Origin of the sequence: Paenibacillus nanchangensis (genome assembly GCF_046543445.1) — a bacterium.
Taxonomy (GTDB): domain Bacteria; phylum Bacillota; class Bacilli; order Paenibacillales; family Paenibacillaceae; genus Paenibacillus_AQ; species Paenibacillus_AQ nanchangensis.
The window spans coordinates 69,673-87,320 of sequence record NZ_JBHOFD010000002.1; the positions used below are offsets into that span (position 1 = coordinate 69,673).

The window sequence follows — 17,648 nt, forward strand, 5'->3', positions numbered from 1 at the left end:
CCATGAGAAGCAGGCGGCGTGCCGAACCATCTAATTGGGAGGTCAACCTGATGACAACAAACACAAAAAAACGTTATGCGCTGAAAACCGTATCCGCTTCCTTTTTGGCAACCGCTATTTTGCTTACCGCCTGCAGCAGCGGGAGTAACGGAGGCGCCGCGGCGAGCGAGCAGCAGGATCCGAATGGCAAGGTAACGCTGAACATGATGACCCAGAGTTCGCCGCTGGCTCCGGCAGATCCAAACGAAAAGCTGATCAATAAGCGGCTGGAGGAAGCCACAAACGTCCATATCAACTGGAAAAACTTCACGAAAGACGTGTTTGTGGAAAAACGCAATCTGGCGATGGCGAGCGGCGACCTGCCGGATGCGATTTTTGATGCGGGCTACAGCGATTATGAGCTGCTGAAGCTGGCGAAGGATGGCGCGATTATCCCGCTGAACGACCTGATCGAACAGCATATGCCGAATTTTAAAAAAGTGCTGGAAGAAGCGCCGGAGTATAAAAGTATGATTACCGCGCCGGACGGCAACATTTACGCGTTCCCGTGGATCGAGGAGCTGGGCAGCGGCAAAGAGCGGATTCAGGCCGTGGACGCGGTGCCGTGGATTAACGTGGAGTGGCTGAAGAAGCTGGGCCTGGATATGCCGAAGACGACCGAAGAGCTGAAGCAGGTGCTGATCGCCTTCAAGACGCAGGACCCGAACGGCAACGGGCAGGCAGACGAAATTCCGCTGTCCTTCATTAATAAGCCGGGAGCCGAAGATCTGGCCTTCCTGTTCGCCGCCTTTGGCCTTGGGGAGAACCCGGACCATGCGGTGGTGACGAACGAAGGGAAAGTGGTTTTTACACCGGCCGAGGAAGGGTACAAGGAAGCCGTCAAATACATCAACGAGCTGTATAAGGAAGGCCTGATCGACGTCGAGGCGTACACGCAGGACTGGAGCACCTACCTTGCCAAAGGGAAGGACCAGAAATACGGGCTGTATTTTTCCTGGGACAAAAGCAATATTTCGGGCGCCAACGACAGCTATGACGTGATGCCGCCTGTGGCCGGGCCGGACGGGGAAACCAATGTCGCCCAAACGAACGCTCTTGGTTTCCACCGCGGCCGGATGGTCGTAACCAGCGCCAATAAAAATCTGGAAGCGACCGCAAAATGGGTGGATAAGCTGTACGAACCAATCCAGTCGGTACAGGACAACTGGGGAACGTATGGGGACGAGACGCAGCAAAATATTTTTGAATACGACGAAGCAACCAAATCCCTGAAGCATCTGCCGCTGAACGGCACCGCGCCGGTTGAGCTGCGGGAGAAAACAAGTGTCGGCGGGCCGCTGGCGATTCTCGACAGCTATTACGGCAAATACACAACCCTTCCGGACGACGCCAAAGAACGGCTGCGTATCGTCAAGGAAGTGATGGCCCCGCACATGAAAGCGGAACAAAGCATGCCAAACGTGTTCCACTCTCTGGAGGAGCTGGACCGTCTGACCACCATTGAAACCGACTTGTTTGCGTATGTGCTGCGGATGCGGACGGAATGGTACCAAAACGGCAAGATTGACGCGGAATGGGACAGCTACCTTAAGGAGTTGGACCGTCTGGGCCTGCAGGAATGGCTGGAAATCAAGCAATCCGGGTATGACCGCGCTTCGAAGTAATGCACCAAGATGACAGGCATCCGCCGCCGGACGGCGGCGGGTGCTTTTACAAAGGAGAATGGCAGCATATGTCGACAATAACGAAACACGAAGACCGGGGCAGGTATCATTTTTCTCCGGCGGCGAAGTGGATGAACGATCCAAACGGAATGGTGTTTTTTGAGGGGGAATATCATCTCTTTTTCCAGCATCATCCGCATGGCATGACCTGGGGGCCTATGCACTGGGGGCATGCGGTCAGCAGAGACCTGGTAACCTGGGAAGAGCTGGAGATTGCGCTGGCGCCGGATGAACATGGGGCGATTTTTTCGGGCAGCGCCGTGGTGGACTGGAAGAATACAACCGGGTTTTTCTATGGGGAGCCGGGACTGGTCGCCATTTTTACGCATCATATCGAAGCTGAAAACGGCCGTCCGCAGGTGCAGACGCAAAGTCTGGCGTACAGCAAGGACAAAGGCAGAACCTGGATCAAATATGAAGGCAACCCCGTGCTGAGCGAAGCGTCGCTGCCCGATTTCCGCGATCCGAAGGTGTTTTGGCATGAGGAAACAGGCCGGTGGGTAATGATTTTGGCGTGCGGGCAGACGGTGCGGCTGTACCATTCGCCCGACCTGAAGGCGTGGACCTTTGCGAGTGAATTTGGCGAGGGCATCGGCTTCCATGACGGCGTCTGGGAATGCCCGGATTTGTTCCCGCTCACGGCCGGAGGGGAAAGCGGAGTAACGAAATGGGTGATGCTGGTCAGTATCGGCGACAGTCCCGAATACCCGGAAGGCTCACGGACGCAGTATTTTACCGGGGATTTCGACGGGCTGGCCTTTACACCGGACGAGGATTCGCATCAGGTACGCTGGCTGGACGGCGGCAGGGACAACTATGCGGGCGTCAGCTGGTCCGATGTGCCGGCGGAGGACGGAAGAAGACTGTATGTCGGCTGGATGAGCAACTGGAAGTATGCCAACCTGACCCCGACGGAGGGCTTCCGCGGTGCGATGACGCTGCCTAGAGAACTGCGGCTGGAAACGCGGGAGGACGGGCTTGTCCTGATCCAGGAGCCTGTGCGGGAGCTGGAGCGGATTCGTGTTCCGGTGCTGTCGCTAACGGACGTAACAGCGGCGGAAGCGGCAGAGGCTCTTGGCGGGCTGCAGCTGGACAGTTATGAACTGAATGTAACGCTCCCTGCCGGCGCTTCGTGTTCGTTTGATTTGAGAAAAGGCCAGGACGGATGCGTGACGCGGGTCGGTGTGGATGCTGATGCCAATGAAGTGTATGTGGACCGTACCGCTTCAGGACGATTTGAGTTCCATGAGCAGTTCGCGGGCGTTCACCGCGCCGCGCTTGGCAGCGGTAGCCCGGTGGAGCTGCGGATTTTTGTGGACCGTTCCTCTGTCGAAGTGTTTGCGGACGGCGGACGGGCCGTGATTACCGATTTGATTTTCCCGCACCCGGATTCCAAAGGACTCTCTTTCGCAGCTTCCGATCCGCGGCTTGAACTGGCGTCGCTTGCGGTTTACAGCCTTCAGCCGGCCGGTTCTCCGCAGGAACAAGCACGGTAAGGAGAGGGAGGGGGAACGAAACAATGCGGATAGGCGCTATTGAAGCGGGCGGAACCAAATTCGTCTGCGGAATCGGGAATGAAGCAGGGGACATTTTGGACCGGGTCAGTTTCCCGACGGAGACGCCGGAGCGGACGATAAAAAATGTGTTGGCTTATTTTGCGGGCCATAAACTGGAGGCGATTGGCGTCGGCTCCTTCGGACCGCTTGACCTTCGTCCTGATAGCCCAACCTACGGATCGATTACGACAACGCCGAAACCCGGCTGGAGCGGCTTCGATTTGCTGGGCGCGCTGCGGCGCGAATTCCCGGTTCCCATGGGCTGGGACACCGACGTGAATGCGGCGGCGATCGGCGAAGCGGCATGGGGCGCGGCCAGGGGTCTGCGCAGCTGTCTGTACTACACGATTGGTACAGGCGTGGGCATCGGAGTGTACCTGGAAGGACGGGCGGTGCACGGGCTTGTTCACCCGGAGGGCGGCCATGTACCGGTCCGCCGGCATCCGGACGACAACTTCGCCGGCAATTGCCCTTACCACGGCGACTGCCTGGAAGGCATGGCGTCGGGACCGGCCATCGAAGCGCGCTGGCAGCTCAAAGGGCAGGAGCTTCCGCACGGACACCCGGCTTGGGAGCTGGAGGCGTATTACATCGCGCAGTCCATTGCCGGGGCGGTCCTGCTGAATTCGCCGGAGAAGGTCATCCTCGGCGGCGGCGTCATGCAGCAGCCGCAGTTGTTCCCGCTGATCCGGGATGAGGTAAAGCGCTATTTGAACGGCTATGTGAGCGCCGCCGCCCTTACCGATGGCATCGAAGGCTACATCGTGCCGCCGGGACTCGGCCAGCAGGCCGGGCTGTGCGGGGCGGTTGCGCTGGGATTGGCCGCGCTTGAAGATGCCGGCGCTTGATTTTTGGGCTTGGTAACGGCGGGCGAGGGTGCTGGGGCTGATGCACTGTCAAGATAGAGTGCGGCTGTACTAGTATTGCGGCTGATGCGCTGTCAAGATAACGGCGGCTGCACGTGCTGAGGGTAATACACCATCAAAGTGATGGCAGCTGTGCGTGCCGCGTCGATGCTCCGTCAAGATAACGGCGACCTCGGGTACTGCGGCTAATGCTCCAATTAAAATCACGCCAGCCGCATGTTGCTTGGCAGCATAATCCGGTTTAAAACATACAAGCCCTCAAAGTGAAGGATGGAATTCCAACTCACTGCGGGGGCTTTTTCATGTCTCACAATATATTGACACCCGATATATTATCACTTATATTTTGAGTAACAATATATCGAGGGTCAATATATAGGGGGACAGCTATGACTCCTTTATCCGAGTCAACCTATCTTGTGCTGCTGGCGCTGCATGACGAGCCTTTGCACGGATACGGCATTATTAAACGAATTGAGCAGGTCAGCGGCGGCCAGTTCATCATTGCGCCCGGGACACTGTATGGGGTATTGAACAACCTGCAGGCCCAGAAGCTGATCGAGACGCTGAAACAGGAGCAGGACAGCAGGAAGAAGCGAACCTACACGATCACTCCCAAAGGGCTTGAAGTGCTGCGCGAGGAACGCAGCCGGCTGCGGCGGATGATGCGGTTTACGCAGCAGGTATTGGGGAATGAGGAGGATGAACATGAATAAAGATAGCGGCATCAAGAAAGTGAGCCGGAAATTTATCAGCCTGGCGGAAGAAGAACGTTGGCTTCACGCCATGCTGGACGAGGGCTGGCGGCTCCAAAGCTATGACTCGGAGGACATGGACACCTGCCAATACCGTTTTGAACCGGCTGCGGAAGCGGACCGGAGCGGTCTCGTCTACCGGATCGATTATCGTACTTTCGAGCGGAAAGCCGATTACGAAGAGTACCGGGAGTTGTTCGCTGAGGCTGGCTGGACGCTGCTGTCCTCAAACAAAAGATACGCCAAACATATTTTTTACACAACTGATCCGGAAGCCGGAACGTCCATCTTTTCCGATACGGAGTCGCTAAAGGCAAGAGATAAACGCAAGCTGAAATCTTACCTGGTGAATCTGGGGGTTTCCGCCGTGCTGTTTGCCCTGTCCGTGGGGCTGTATCTGGTATTTGAACGGACGTCGATTCTGGGCGCGGGGATTTTGACATTGATCTCAAGCCTGAAGTTTGCGGGCGACTATTGGAAGCAGCGGAAAGCTTACAAAGCTACCTATATGAGTTAACACAAGGGGAACAATTAAGGAGGCGGGCAAAATGGAAAACGGAAACGGAGGCGGCGGCGAGCGGCTTGCCGAATATGAACGGCTTCTGCTGAGCCGTGCGCGCTCCCTGTCGCCGTCCAGGCCGCCCCGGCCCTGGGAGCGGGAGTGGGCGGTTCCCGCCTCCGGCGTGCTGGCCTGCGGCTGGGATGCCGAGGAGCATCTTGTGCTCCTGAGCGGATCGGGCTACAGCATCACGGATGTGCGGACAGGCGGGCGGCTGCACCGGGACAGGAATGCGGATACGGTGTATGACGGTCTGGCCAAGTCAATGCTCCGGTTTACCGTCCCGTACCACGGCCAGACGATCGATATATTCGGATTCGAGGCGGGGGACGGGATTCATTTGACAGAAGACGGCTGGCGTCTGGAGACGATTTATCCTTGGTGGCCGAGGGCCTCTGTTATTCTGGAGCAGGTATTTCAGCCGGGCTACCGGTATCTGGAGCAAGCGGCGATGATCGATCCGGGCCGTTTGGATGGAGAGATCCGGTGCGGTTTTTCGCCATCGGGCAGACATTTTGTTATCCTGGGCCCGGGCGGGGCGGTTGGATATTCCCGGGCGTAATGCCAAGTTTACAACTGCAAAAACTATTAAAAAAAGCGGGACAACATCCGAAGATAGGGACAGTGAGCCAAAAGCGGCAATTCAAGCCGGCAGAGCTGTCCGTGTTTTCGGTTTTTTTTGTGCTCTGAATTTTCATTCTATCAATGAAATTATAGTTCTTTAGAATCATATTAGGAATGCCTGAATAACTGTAAAATTGATGTGATTATCAGGCGTTTTTCCTATTTTGATAGGTTTGGTCCATGAACCGGATCGCAGGGCATGCACCGGTCATATTTATCTACTAGGGGGTCCGTATGTCAAAACATTATTTACGCAAGCTGGGCGCAGGCGCAGCAAGCCTGAGTCTGGCCGCCGCCCTGTTGTTTCCGGGGCCGGCTTTTGGCGCTTCCGCGCCTTTTCTGCCCCCGGTACCGGCGGATTTCCTGGAGGCTCCGGGCGTAACGCCCAAGCTGGAAACGGATAGCAGCCGGATTGCTGAAGCCTTTAGCGCCAGGTTTGGCGCTATGGCTGCTCCTAAAAACTTTGTGCCTCAAACCGATTCGTCCTCCAGGATCAAGGTGATTGTGGAGCTTCGGAGTGAGCCGGCAAAAGTGGCGGCGCAGGGAGGAACAGCAGCTTTTTCGCCGTCCTTGCAGCGCAATGTGCTCCGGTCGGAGCATGCTGCCTTCAAACAGGCGGCTGCCCGCTTGGGAGCGGCAACCGGCAGCGAATTTATGGAGGTGTTCAACGGTTATGCCGTAACGCTTCCGGGAAATAAAGTGGATCAGCTGCTGAAGCTTCCCGGCGTCAAAGCGGTTTATCCGGACCATACGATCCATGCCGCGCCAATTACGGCGGAAGAAGCACAGGCTGGGCAGCTCCCTGCCATTGCGGACGGCGATTTGATCGGCGCCGGCGCGCTCACCGGGCAGGGCATTACCGGCGAAGGGGTGAAGGTCGCTGTGCTGGACAGCGGGATTGATTACGAACACCCTTTGCTTAAAGACCGATATGCGGGCGGCTACGATCTAGTAGATAACGACGACGATCCTTACGAGACGGAAAATCTGGACAACCGTCCTCCGGATAAAGACGGCTCTCCCTATGAGACGTCCCACGGCACGCATGTCTCGGGGATTATCGCGGGGGTAGCACCAGGTGCGGAGCTGTATGTCTACCGGGTGCTGGGACCTTATGGTTCCGGAACAACCGAACAGACCCTTGCGGGAATTGAACGGGCTGTGGCGGACGGAGCGGATGTAATCAACATGTCGCTTGGTTCCGGCTTCAATCAGGCTTATGCACCCGATGCTATCGCGGCGGATAATGCGGTTAAAGCCGGGATCACCGTCGTGATTGCCGCAGGCAACAGCGGGGAGGATGGAGCGTTTACGATGACGACTCCGGCAGGCGCTCACCGCGCCATTACGGTTGGCGCTTCAACGAAGCCGGTCGTGACGCCCGTCTTCCAGATCGGCGATGCGGCGCCCGTGTACGGCCTGCTCGCTTCCCTGTCCCCTGAGCTCACCGAAGACGCCTCCGGCGTGAAGGTGGTTTATGCGGGACTGGGAACAGCCAGTGATTTTGCCAAGGTGGAGGCCAGAGGCGCGATTGCGCTTGTCGACCGCGGGGAATTGGAGTTCGCCGCCAAGTCCGCAAACGCGAAGGCGGCCGGGGCCGCTGCACTGCTGATTGCCAATAACGAAGCCGAGCCGATACGCCCGACACTGAGCCGGACGGGGGATTACGTGCCAACCTACGGAATAACGCGGGACGAAGGACAAGCGATCAAACGGGAGTTAACGCGCGGGAACGGAACGCTGAGTTATGAGTTGACGGAAGAGCCTGCCCGTTTGGCGGAATTCAGCTCCCGTGGGCCTGGAATGCCGGACTACACGATCAAACCGGATTTGATTGCACCCGGTGTGGATATTCTGTCGTCCGTGCCGGTCTGGTCCAGTCAGGACGGAACCTACGATACGGCTTATGCCGAAGAGCAGGGAACCAGCATGGCCGCTCCGCATATCGCCGGGGCTGCGGCGCTGCTGCTTCAGGCAAGCGAACAACACATGCCCGCTCCGCTGGAGCCGGAGCAGATCAAGTCGCTGCTGATGAACAGTGCGGAGCCGCTGACGGACCGCGAAGGCTACGAATACGGCTGGTTTGAGCAGGGAGCCGGGCTGCCTCATCTGGAGCATGTGATCCAGAGTCCGGCCGTGGCCAAGGTGTTCGAGCGGTTGAACCTCGGTACGCCGGGACTCGAACCGGATTCTTATTTTACGGGTTCGTTGTCGTACGGGCTGCAGCCGCGGAATACGACGGTAACCAAAACCGTTTATATCGACAACCTGTCGGGAGCGCCGCAGGATTATCAGGCCGATATTGAATGGTACACGCGGCACGCCGGTATTGAAGCTGCCGCAGAATCGGCGGATGTGCATGTTCCGGCGGGAGGCGCCTCTTTTGAAGTCGCACTGAATGTGGCGCAGGCAGCCGGAGACGGATCGTATGAAGGAGCTGTCAAACTGACAGGTCCTGAAGACCGGACGATTATCCTTCCGCTCAGCGTTGTGGTGGGCGAAGACCTGAAGCCGGATGCGGTAAGCGATGTGCTGCTGGGCGATCAGATTTTTTCGCCGAACGGGGATGGAGTTTACGACACAAGCAGGCTTTATTTCTCCGTAAATGAACGGGTGACGGACTTGCATCTGGAGGTCGAACGTCTGGATTTTGGTAGTGGAACCGCAGTGGCGGTTGGTGACCTCTACGCGAACGGCGATGCGTTCGATAAAGGCTTGTATGAAGTGGAATGGGACGGCCGGATCTACGACCGGGAAAGCGGCGAGCTGTTTTCGCTGGATGACGGCTTTTACCGGGTGACGCCGGTGTACGGCGGTGGAGCGGAGCGTCTGGATCAGTGGTCGTACAGTTTTGCTGTCGATACAAGCGCGCCGGTTATTTCCTCCGTCCTGCTGGAAGAGGTAGAATCTGAAAACGGGCACAGACAGGCGGTGCTCTATGGCGATATTGTGGATGATTTGCTGCTGGATCTGATTGCCCAAACCGGTGCTTACAAGGTGCAGGATCTGTTCGGGATCGCCGCGGTGTACACAGACACCGGCGGCTCGGTCCGTCAGGCGGATGGAGTGCTGTCTCCGGATGGTTATTTTGAGATTAACGTGCCGGTTAAGGAAGGCATAAATGATTTTTATATCTATGCTTACGATATTGCCGGCAATGGAACGGCGGATGAAGACTATGCGCAGCTGCTCCGGTACAGCACGGACAGCGATGCGGTTACGGTCACGCCGTCGCTCAGCGCCTCAACTGTCGAAGCCGGCCAGCCGGTGACCGTGGACGTCCGGTTTTCCGCGGCGCAGTCGGTGTATGGCGTGATGCTGAACATGGCGTATGACGGCAGACTTCAGCCGCTGGCCATTTTGCCGAGCGTGGAGCTTGCCACCTATCAGGAGGCCCGCCATCCCGGCGTTCCGCTCGCCGAATATTCCAACACGTTCCGGCTCAAGGACGGGCGGAATGTGCAGCAGTATGGCGTACATCTGACCGATGGGGCGTATTCAGGCTCCGGTTCGGTTGCCCGCTTTACGTTTGTGCCTCAGGAAGCGGGAGACTATACGTTTGAGCTAGGCGATATTTTGATCTGGAATGAGGGCCGGGCCACTACCGCTGCGGCCGGTCTGGTCCGGGCGCGGCTGACGGTAACGGAACCCGGTCAGCCGGGAGAACCCGGGGAGCCCGGGGAACCGGGAGGTCCTGGCGAACCTGGACAGCCGGGTGAACCTGGAGAGCCGGGTGGGCCTGGGCAACCCGGACAACCCGGACAACCCGGACAACCTGGAGAGCCTGGCCAACCCGGAGAGCCGGGACAACCCGGTCAACCGGGTAATCCGGGCCAGCCCGGCCAGCCTGGCCAACCGGCGCAGCCCGGTAACCCGCCGGCCGCTACAGCCGGGACACCGGCAGCCGGAGCAGCCGGGGCGCACCGCGCCGGAACGCTGACAACAACGGCGCAGGCGGGGACGGCCAAGCTGCCGTCCGCCGTGCTGGCTGTGTCGGATGCGGCGCTGAACAGCGCGCTGCTGCAGGCGGCCGGTGCAGCCGGCGATGCGGTGCTGCCGCTGGCCGACGTACCGTTCGGCCAGTATGCGGCCGTTCGCGTATCGCTCAGCCCCGCGCAGGCGGACAAGCTGAAGCAGTCCGGGCACGGACTGCGCCTGGAGGGCGAGGCGTTCTCCTTGACTATTCCAGCCGGAACTTTGGCAGATTGGAGTACTGCTGCGGGACTAAACGCCGAGCTGTCGCTTGAAGCGGGAGCTGGCACGCTGCAGGTGAATGGCGGAACCGGCGTCTCTAACACGGTTCTGAATTCATCCATCATCAAGGTGAAAAACGGCTGGACTTCCGGCAAGCCTGTAGTTCTGCGTCTCAAGCTGAATGCGAGCGCAGGCGATGCCCGAAAAACCGGTGTGTACAAGGAAACCTCCGCTGGAGTCTGGACTTACGTGCAGGCCGGAACCCTGCCGTCGGGCGGTGTACTGGAATTTGAGCTTACCGGAGACGGCGTTTATGCCGCCGCGGCGAGAACAAGCGTATTCCGCGATTTAACCGGCCATTGGGCCCGGGAGGATGTGGAGGTGCTGGCCGCACACGGCATCGTAGCCGGAAAAGGAGCCGGTGGCGCATTCGTCCCTGGCGACGCGGTGAACCGCGCTGAGCTGCTGACGCTGCTCGACCGGCTGCAGGGCAAAGGCGATACGTGGCTGACGCGGATTCGCGAACAGAATGCGCGCCGTCCGCTCACCCGCCAGGAAGCGGCGGCGCTTGCGGCAGCCGCGCTGAATGCGGAGCCCGGGGTGAAGGCAGGCGGGGCTCTGCCGTTTGCCGACAGCCGGGCCATCTCGCCGGAAGCGAAAGAGGCGGTCGCCTACATGGTCGGCAAAGGTTATATGAAGGGCGAAGGCGCGGGCTTTAATCCGAAAGGGACGTTGACCCGGGCGCAGACGGCGGTGCTGCTGAACCGGATTTTTCAGGACCTGCGTACCCCGGAGTGACGCTGAGGGAATGAACTAAACGCGATTTGCGCAATTCAAAAAAGCAGACAAGAGAATAATCAACCACACAAAAAAACGGACAGGCGGGAAGCGATCCCTGTCCCGGTCCGGTATTTGGCAGGAGCTGTCCTAAGGGCAGCTCTTTTTTTGTTAATAAAGTGGAAGTGAACAGGTGGGCGTCCGCCGTGTGCCTTGCCCGAACGCCGCACAAGCTGCCGCCTGCCGTACGTTTTGCCATGACAGCCGCACAAACCGCAGCCTGCCGCTATCCTTCCCACTCCTGTAGGAGCATCAGCGCCGCGCCCGCTGCCACCGCGTCGTCTTTCAGTTTTCCCAGCGAGTAGCAGGGCTGATAACCTGAGGAATTCCGTGTATTTACACCGGCGGCTTGAATTGCTGTTTCGGATACCAGCGGGTGGATATTCACCAGCGGGCCCCCGAGGATAACGTACTGGGGACACAGCGTGTTGATCAGGTTGGCCAAACCCAGCCCCAAATAAGCGGCGGCTTCCGAAAAAACCTCCCGCACTAGCGGGTCGTCCCGCCGCAGCGCCTCCGCCAGATCGCCGTAAGAAATGGTCTCCGGGTCCAGCGGGCCGAGAACGCTTGGCCGGCCAAGCGACAGCTGCGCGCGCACCCGGTCTTCCAGCGCGGGCAGGGAAACGTACGCCTCTAGCGAACCATAGTTGCCCTGCTGCCGGAGCCGGGGTCCCCCGGCCTGAACGACCATCTGCCCGATGGCGTTCTCCGTGTCGATCGCGCCACGAATGATCCGGCCGCCGGAAAGGGCGGCGAAGCGGAGATTCACCCCTGCATGCACGTACAGCATATGCTCGATTTCCCCGCTGCCCAGCGCCCAATGTTCGGCGAGCAGCGCCGTATTGGCTCCATTGTCCAGTGCGGCCGGCAGCTTCAGCCGCTCCTCCAGCATGCTGCGGATAGGCACATCCTTCCATGCGGCTGAAGGGAAAAACTCGGGCTGCAGCATCACGCCGTTGTTCCGGTCCAGCGGTCCCACTGCACCGATGCCTATGCCCAGTACCTGGCTGGCGTGCAGGCCGTGGCGGGCAAGCATGTTCCCGCTTTCTTCCGCTACATGGCGGACCAGACGGTCCGGGGTCATCCGGCTGTCCATGGTCCAATGGCTTTGGGACAAGGGGGTCAGGTGCATATCATATAAACCCAAAGTGGAATGCATACGCGAAATCTCAAGACCCAAAATGTACCGGTAGGTCGGATTGGTCCGGAACAGCAGCGGTTTACGCCCGCCGGTCGAGTTGCCAAGGCCCGACACGATGATCATCCCCTGTTCGACCATATCCTCCAGCAGCCGTGTCATGCTGCTGCCGGTGAGATCAAAGAACTTCAGCAAATCGGCTTTTGAAGCGGTGCCCAAAAGGGCAATCCGGTCGTATACCTGTTTTTTAATTGAAGGCTGGGTGCGTGGGGGCACAATAAACCGTCTCCATTTCCTATTTAAACAGTCGGGATAATGTAATTAATTTAATTCAAAGTATACCGGCCGCTCGTTTTTATTTCCACTTAAAATCATAGGATTAATAAACTTAATTTCAAAATGAATTTTATATAGCTATATTATCTAAAAAACTGGAGCTGCCGATAGGGGGAGATGCGATTTTTTAAAGTGAATTTGTTAAGATCCGCCAAACTTTAATTCAAAATGAACTTTATTTGCTATAATTGGCCTATTGCGATAGTTAAGGAGACCGAAAGAGATGCGTCCACAATCAAACGGCGGCTTAGGGATGCTGCCGCAGCTGTTTGCGGTGTTTTTTAAAATCGGGCCGTCTACCTTTGGGGGCGGTTATGCGATGATCGCCACGATCGAACGGGAAATTGTGCATAAGAAAAAATGGATGGACACAGAGGAAATGAGCGATATGGTATCGATCGCCGGTTCCGCTCCAGGGGGAGTGGCTGTCAATTCCGCCGCTTATATCGGCTATAGGCTGGGCGGGATTTTGGGTGCCGTGACGGCGGTGACCGCGATTACGCTGCCGACGTTTGCCATTGTGTTTGCGCTCAGCTTCTTCAGCGTGCTGTTCAAAGAAAACCCGAAGGTGGAGGCCGCCCTGAAGGGTGTCCATGCTTCGGTTATCGCACTGATGATCGTAGCCGCCTTGCGTATGGCCAAATCCTCCATTCTGGATGCGGCCACACTGGTGATTGCCGCCGCCGCGGTGGGCCTGCTGCTTTTTACGAAAATTCATCCGGTTTATCTGATTTTGGGCGGTCCCGCGGCCGGTATGCTGATCGTGCTGCTGAAGCGTAAACTGGGCATCAAGGTACGGACGGAGAAGCCCGCGGCAGAGGAAGAACAAGAGCTGCAGTTTCCCGAATATTACATCTAGAAAGGGTTCTGGTTATGCTGTGGGAGCTGTTTCTTGTATTTTTAAAAGTCGGCTGTCTCTCCTTTGGGGGCGGCTATGCGGTAATGACCGTCATTCAGCGCGAGACGGCCGGCAGAGGCTGGCTCGGGGGCGGACAGTTTGAGGAAATCGTTGCGCTGGCGGGCATGGCGCCCGGTTCCATTGCAACCAACACGGCGACGCTGATCGGGTATTCCCTGTCCGGCATCGGGGGCGCGATTGTGTCGACTTTGGGCATGATTTTGCCGTCGCTGTCGGTTGTGGTGCTGATTACCGCCTTTTTCTTCCGTTCGCCGGACCGCGGCTGGATGCGAACTTCGTTTTACGGCCTCCGGCCAATTGTAACGGGGCTGATTGTTTATGCGGCTCTCCATTTTGGGCTTGGCGGACGGACGGAAGCGGGCCTCAACTGGACGACGGCGGGGACGCTGCTGATCTGCGCCGGCTGTCTGGTCGGGGTGTTAAAATATAAAATCCATCCTTTTGCGATCATCGCTTTATCCGCGGTGGCCGGTATTGTGCTGTTCTGATCTTATAAAAATGGGCTGTCCCTAAGTCAGCGATGACTTCAGAGACAGCCCATTGGGCCGGGACTGTTGTGTAGACTAGCGGCACTGTATTGCATGATTCGTTTTGTATGGTTTATCGTACGAAATTGTCCCGATAGACGCAGGGAGCTGTGGTTTTGTACGATTTTTCATACAAAACGAGAATGCCGCCACAGACCATGGATATCGTTGATAGCCAACCGCAACCGGCTTAGCTTCAAAGCGGAGTGGGCTGTTCCTAAGTCAGCAATGACCTTAGGACAGCCCATTTTGTTTCCTGCGCGGCGCGCAACGTAAATCTGGAGGCGTAATCTAAGCAGGTAACAGCAGCCTAATCAAAGAAGAACAATAAACAGCGATATCTAAGAAGTCTTAATCTAAGAAGTCTTAATCTAAGAAGCCTAACCAAAGAAGCGCAATCGATGAAGTCTTAATCAAAGCAGCTTCATCTCAAGGAAGCTGAAAGCTTAACCGCCTAAATTTCCAAAATAGCGGGCAAAATGACCGGCGCCCGGCCAAGCTCCTGCTCGAACAGCTCCGTCAGCACCTGGACAGTCGTCTCATGCCACTTGTCGCGGTTGTAGGCGGCCTGCCGTGCTCTGCCGTTCAGCGCGGTTTTCAGCGCCTTTTCGGCCTGCTTCATCAGCGGTTTGGAGTCTTTCATGTAAACAAATCCGCGGCTGACGATATCGGGCCCGAACACCAGCTGCCGCGTTTTTTTGCGGACCGTCAGGGCGGCGATGATCACCCCGTCCTGGGACAGGTGGTGGCGTTCGCTGATCAAATCCAGCTCGTTGCGGCGCATTTCGCCCTGGCTGATGAACACTGAGCCGGACGGCACGTTTGCGCCTTTGCGGGCGGAACGTTTGGAGATGGACAGCGTTTCGCCGATATCCATAATATAAATCCGGTCGGCCGGAACGCCGGTCTGCTCGGCCAGCCGTTTGTGATTCAGCAGCATGCGGTATTCGCCGTGAATCGGAATAAAATATTGCGGCCGGACGGCGCGAAGCATCAGCTTCAGGTCCTCGCGCGAGCCGTGGCCGGAGGTATGAATGTCAAACAGCGTGCCGTACACGACATGCGCGCCGGCCCGCATCAGCATATTAATGCTGCGGCTGACGTTCTGCACATTCCCCGGAATAGGGGAAGAAGAGAAAATAACCGTATCCCCCGGATGAATCTGCAGCGTCCGGTGCGAACCCGAAGCGATGCGGGTCAAAGCCGCGTTGGTCTCTCCCTGGCTGCCGGTGCAGACGATCAGCACCCGGTTGGCGGGCAGGGTGTTCAGCTTCCGGGCATCAATCAGCATCCCGTCCGGCACGCGGATGTAGCCGAGCTCCTGGCCGATGGTGAATACCTTCTCCATGCTGCGTCCGACCACCATGATTTTGCGGTTGGTTTCGATCGCTGCCTGCACCACCTGCTGCAGCCGATGCACGTTCGAAGCGAAGGTGGCGAACAGGATGCGGCCATCGCACTGTTTAAACGTCTCAAGAATCGACCGTCCGACCGTCCGTTCCGACGGCGTCTGCCCTTCGCGTTCGCTGTTTGTGCTGTCCGACAGCAGCGCAAGCGCGCCTTCTTTGCCGATCGCCATAATTTTGTGCAGCTCCGCCGGCGCGCCTTCCGGTGTAAAATCGAATTTGAAGTCCCCGGTATGCACCACCGGGCCGTAAGGGGTGTCCACAATGACGCCAAACGCATCAGGAATACTATGCATCGTCCGGAAAAAACGGACCTTCAGCCGCAGGAACGACAGCGTTTCGTCGCCTGTTATCGTGTGCAGCTCCGCCGTCTGCGGCAGGCGGTGCTCCTCCAGCTTGGCCTTGATCAGGCCAATGGTAAGCGGACCGCCGTAAACCGGCACAGACATCTGCTTCAGCAGGTAGGGAATCGCGCCGATATGATCCTCGTGCCCGTGCGTAACGATCAGGGCTTTGACTTTGCCCGGCTGCTGCAGAAGGTAGCGGATGTCCGGTATGATATAATCGACGCCGCTCATCTCCGCGTCCGGGAACTTGAGCCCCGCGTCAATCAGGATGATTTCGTTGCGGTATTCGATGCCGTACATGTTTTTGCCGATTTCGCCCAGACCGCCCAAAGCGAAAATCCGTACGGGCTGCGGACGGGGACGCGAAGGTTTCTTTTTGACTTCAGGCGGATGGTTTAGGTAAGGTTTATTCATATGCAGTGTGTCCTCTCTCAAAATGTAGTCGATCATCGTCACTTAAATCTATGAATTTGCGAGCCGAGAGGACAGAACAGAACGGGAGATCCGCCGCATGCCCCGGTATAAGGAAACATGGCTAAAGGCGCTCTCCTTGCTTAAGCCGTTCGATCAGTTCGGATAAATCCCGTTTCTGTACTCTCCAATGCCGTCCTATTTTAAAGGCGGGAATTACCCCTTCGTTGACCAGCTTGTAAGTGGTAATCTCGCTTACCTGCAAATATTTGGCCACCTGAGCGATGGTCATAATTTCATGCTGCTCTTCCAAGTGGATTCGCTCCCTTAAACACGCTAATTATACTCAATTATACTCGATAGGGTTAATATATACCAAACAGATCGGGAAAACGGACCACAAGCAGGAAAGGAGGGCGCGGGTTATGGGAAAAAAGCAGCTGGCTGAACAAAACCGACAGTACGAGCAGGAAAAAAGCGGAGGGCAAAATGAGGGCGGGTCAAACGAAAGCCCAAAGCAGCTGGCCACTTTTGCCGGAGGCTGTTTCTGGTGTATGGTTCAGCCATTTGACGGGCTGCCCGGCATTTATTCGGTGACCACCGGTTATACCGGCGGCCATACGGACAATCCCACTTACGAGACAGTCGGCACAGAGATGACCGGCCACGCCGAAGCGGTACAGATCGAATACGACCCGGAACGGTTTCCGTATGAACGCCTGCTGGAGCTGTACTGGCGCCTGATCGATCCGACGGATGCGGGCGGCCAGTTTCTTGACCGCGGCGCATCTTACCGGACGGCGATTTTTTATCATAATGAAGAACAGCGGAGGGCAGCAGAGGCCTCCCGCCGCGAGCTTCAGGCAAGCAGGCGCTTCAAGGGGAAAATCGTAACGGAAATTACCGCTGCAGGGCCGTTTTATCCAGCGGAGGATGTGCATCAGAACTATCCGGTATCCCATCCGTATCATTACAAACAGTATGTCAAGCATTCGGGCCGGCCGGAGTTTGCGGAAAAGCACTGGGGCACTCCCCGGGACCGGAAAGAACTGAAGCGGCGTCTTACCGGGCTGCAGTACGCGGTGACCCAGGAAAAAGCAATGGAGCCGGCCTACCGGAACGCATACTGGGACAATACGCGCGAAGGCGTCTATGTCGATGTGATCAGCGGAGATCCCCTGTTTCACTCCCGGGACAAGTTCGCTTCAGGCACGGGCTGGCCGGGTTTTACCCGGCCGATAGAAGAAGGGGTGGTCCGCAGGGAAGCCGACTACCGGGACGGACGAACACTGACTGCGGTGCGGGCCCGGCTCAGCGGCGCGTTTCTCGGCCACCTGTTCCATGACGGCCCCGGACCGGACGGGCTGCATTACCGGATCAACTCGGCGGCGCTCCATTTTATTTCGGACGGCGGTCCGGAGGAAGCGAATTGACAATCCGTTTACCCGG

General features: G+C 57.5%; 13 protein-coding genes. 10 read left to right on the top strand and 3 right to left on the bottom strand.

From position 1 onward, the window contains the following. Nucleotides 1–50 precede the first annotated feature (50 nt). From ACE6ED_RS01805 to ACE6ED_RS01835, 7 genes are all read left to right on the top strand, one after another. A complete protein-coding gene (locus tag ACE6ED_RS01805; protein WP_410825238.1) occupies nt 51–1,664 on the top strand; it encodes an ABC transporter substrate-binding protein in 1,614 nt (537 codons plus the stop codon). Between the two features lie 68 nt (nt 1,665–1,732). Beyond that, the gene (locus ACE6ED_RS01810) at nt 1,733–3,220 is read left to right on the top strand and encodes a glycoside hydrolase family 32 protein (protein WP_410825239.1); all 1,488 of its coding nucleotides are present in this window, start codon (nt 1,733–1,735) and stop codon (nt 3,218–3,220) included. A gap of 23 nt (nt 3,221–3,243) precedes the next feature. Continuing rightward, on the top strand, nt 3,244–4,128 hold the full coding sequence (locus tag ACE6ED_RS01815) for an ROK family protein (RefSeq protein ID WP_410825240.1): 885 nt from the start codon (nt 3,244–3,246) through the stop codon (nt 4,126–4,128). A 407-nt stretch (nt 4,129–4,535) separates the two neighbouring features. Then, nucleotides 4,536–4,862, top strand: coding sequence for a PadR family transcriptional regulator (locus tag ACE6ED_RS01820; RefSeq protein ID WP_410825241.1), 327 nt, complete (start codon nt 4,536–4,538; stop codon nt 4,860–4,862). Next, nucleotides 4,855–5,418 (top strand): DUF2812 domain-containing protein, encoded by a 564-nt coding sequence (locus tag ACE6ED_RS01825; RefSeq protein WP_410825242.1) that lies wholly within the window; start codon nt 4,855–4,857, stop codon nt 5,416–5,418. The genes ACE6ED_RS01820 and ACE6ED_RS01825 overlap by 8 nt, the downstream gene beginning before the upstream one ends. A 31-nt stretch (nt 5,419–5,449) precedes the next feature. Further along, entirely contained in the window at nt 5,450–6,022 is a 573-nt protein-coding gene (locus tag ACE6ED_RS01830) for a hypothetical protein (protein ID WP_410825243.1), read from the top strand. 296 nt (nt 6,023–6,318) lie between these two features. Continuing rightward, nucleotides 6,319–11,076, top strand: coding sequence for a S8 family serine peptidase (locus ACE6ED_RS01835; RefSeq protein WP_410825244.1), 4,758 nt, complete (start codon nt 6,319–6,321; stop codon nt 11,074–11,076). A gap of 265 nt (nt 11,077–11,341) precedes the next feature. On the opposite strand, the gene ACE6ED_RS01840 is transcribed toward ACE6ED_RS01835, so the two are convergent. Further along, a complete protein-coding gene (locus tag ACE6ED_RS01840) occupies nt 11,342–12,529 on the bottom strand; it encodes an ROK family protein (protein ID WP_410825245.1) in 1,188 nt (395 codons plus the stop codon). 283 nt (nt 12,530–12,812) lie between these two features. Between ACE6ED_RS01840 and ACE6ED_RS01845 the strand changes: the two genes are divergently transcribed. Together ACE6ED_RS01845 and ACE6ED_RS01850 are read left to right on the top strand one after the other, a co-directional pair. Beyond that, nucleotides 12,813–13,448, top strand: a complete 636-nt coding sequence (locus tag ACE6ED_RS01845; protein WP_410825246.1) for a chromate transporter — start codon at nt 12,813–12,815, stop codon at nt 13,446–13,448. A 14-nt stretch (nt 13,449–13,462) separates the two neighbouring features. Then, nucleotides 13,463–13,996, top strand: a complete 534-nt coding sequence (locus tag ACE6ED_RS01850; protein ID WP_410825247.1) for a chromate transporter — start codon at nt 13,463–13,465, stop codon at nt 13,994–13,996. Nucleotides 13,997–14,489: 493 nt separating this feature from the next. On the opposite strand, the gene ACE6ED_RS01855 is transcribed toward ACE6ED_RS01850, so the two are convergent. Together ACE6ED_RS01855 and ACE6ED_RS01860 are read right to left on the bottom strand one after the other, a co-directional pair. Next, entirely contained in the window at nt 14,490–16,202 is a 1,713-nt protein-coding gene (locus ACE6ED_RS01855; RefSeq protein ID WP_410825248.1) for a ribonuclease J, read from the bottom strand. 121 nt (nt 16,203–16,323) lie between these two features. Further along, entirely contained in the window at nt 16,324–16,512 is a 189-nt protein-coding gene (locus tag ACE6ED_RS01860; protein ID WP_410825249.1) for a helix-turn-helix domain-containing protein, read from the bottom strand. Nucleotides 16,513–16,753: 241 nt separating this feature from the next. On the opposite strand from ACE6ED_RS01860, the gene msrA reads away from it, so the two are divergent. Continuing rightward, nucleotides 16,754–17,632: a peptide-methionine (S)-S-oxide reductase MsrA gene (gene msrA, locus ACE6ED_RS01865; protein ID WP_410825391.1), complete on the top strand. Its 879-nt coding sequence runs from the start codon at nt 16,754–16,756 to the stop codon at nt 17,630–17,632. Nucleotides 17,633–17,648 lie beyond the last annotated feature (16 nt).

Coding starts and splice junctions, on each gene's coding strand:
- ACE6ED_RS01805 (WP_410825238.1), top strand. CDS start 51: ATGACAACAAACACAAAAAAACGTTATGCGCTGAAAACCGTATCCGCT.
- ACE6ED_RS01810 (WP_410825239.1), top strand. CDS start 1,733: ATGTCGACAATAACGAAACACGAAGACCGGGGCAGGTATCATTTTTCT.
- ACE6ED_RS01815 (WP_410825240.1), top strand. CDS start 3,244: ATGCGGATAGGCGCTATTGAAGCGGGCGGAACCAAATTCGTCTGCGGA.
- ACE6ED_RS01820 (WP_410825241.1), top strand. CDS start 4,536: ATGACTCCTTTATCCGAGTCAACCTATCTTGTGCTGCTGGCGCTGCAT.
- ACE6ED_RS01825 (WP_410825242.1), top strand. CDS start 4,855: ATGAATAAAGATAGCGGCATCAAGAAAGTGAGCCGGAAATTTATCAGC.
- ACE6ED_RS01830 (WP_410825243.1), top strand. CDS start 5,450: ATGGAAAACGGAAACGGAGGCGGCGGCGAGCGGCTTGCCGAATATGAA.
- ACE6ED_RS01835 (WP_410825244.1), top strand. CDS start 6,319: ATGTCAAAACATTATTTACGCAAGCTGGGCGCAGGCGCAGCAAGCCTG.
- ACE6ED_RS01845 (WP_410825246.1), top strand. CDS start 12,813: ATGCGTCCACAATCAAACGGCGGCTTAGGGATGCTGCCGCAGCTGTTT.
- ACE6ED_RS01850 (WP_410825247.1), top strand. CDS start 13,463: ATGCTGTGGGAGCTGTTTCTTGTATTTTTAAAAGTCGGCTGTCTCTCC.
- ACE6ED_RS01855 (WP_410825248.1), bottom strand. CDS start 16,202: ATGAATAAACCTTACCTAAACCATCCGCCTGAAGTCAAAAAGAAACCT.
- msrA (WP_410825391.1), top strand. CDS start 16,754: ATGGTTCAGCCATTTGACGGGCTGCCCGGCATTTATTCGGTGACCACC.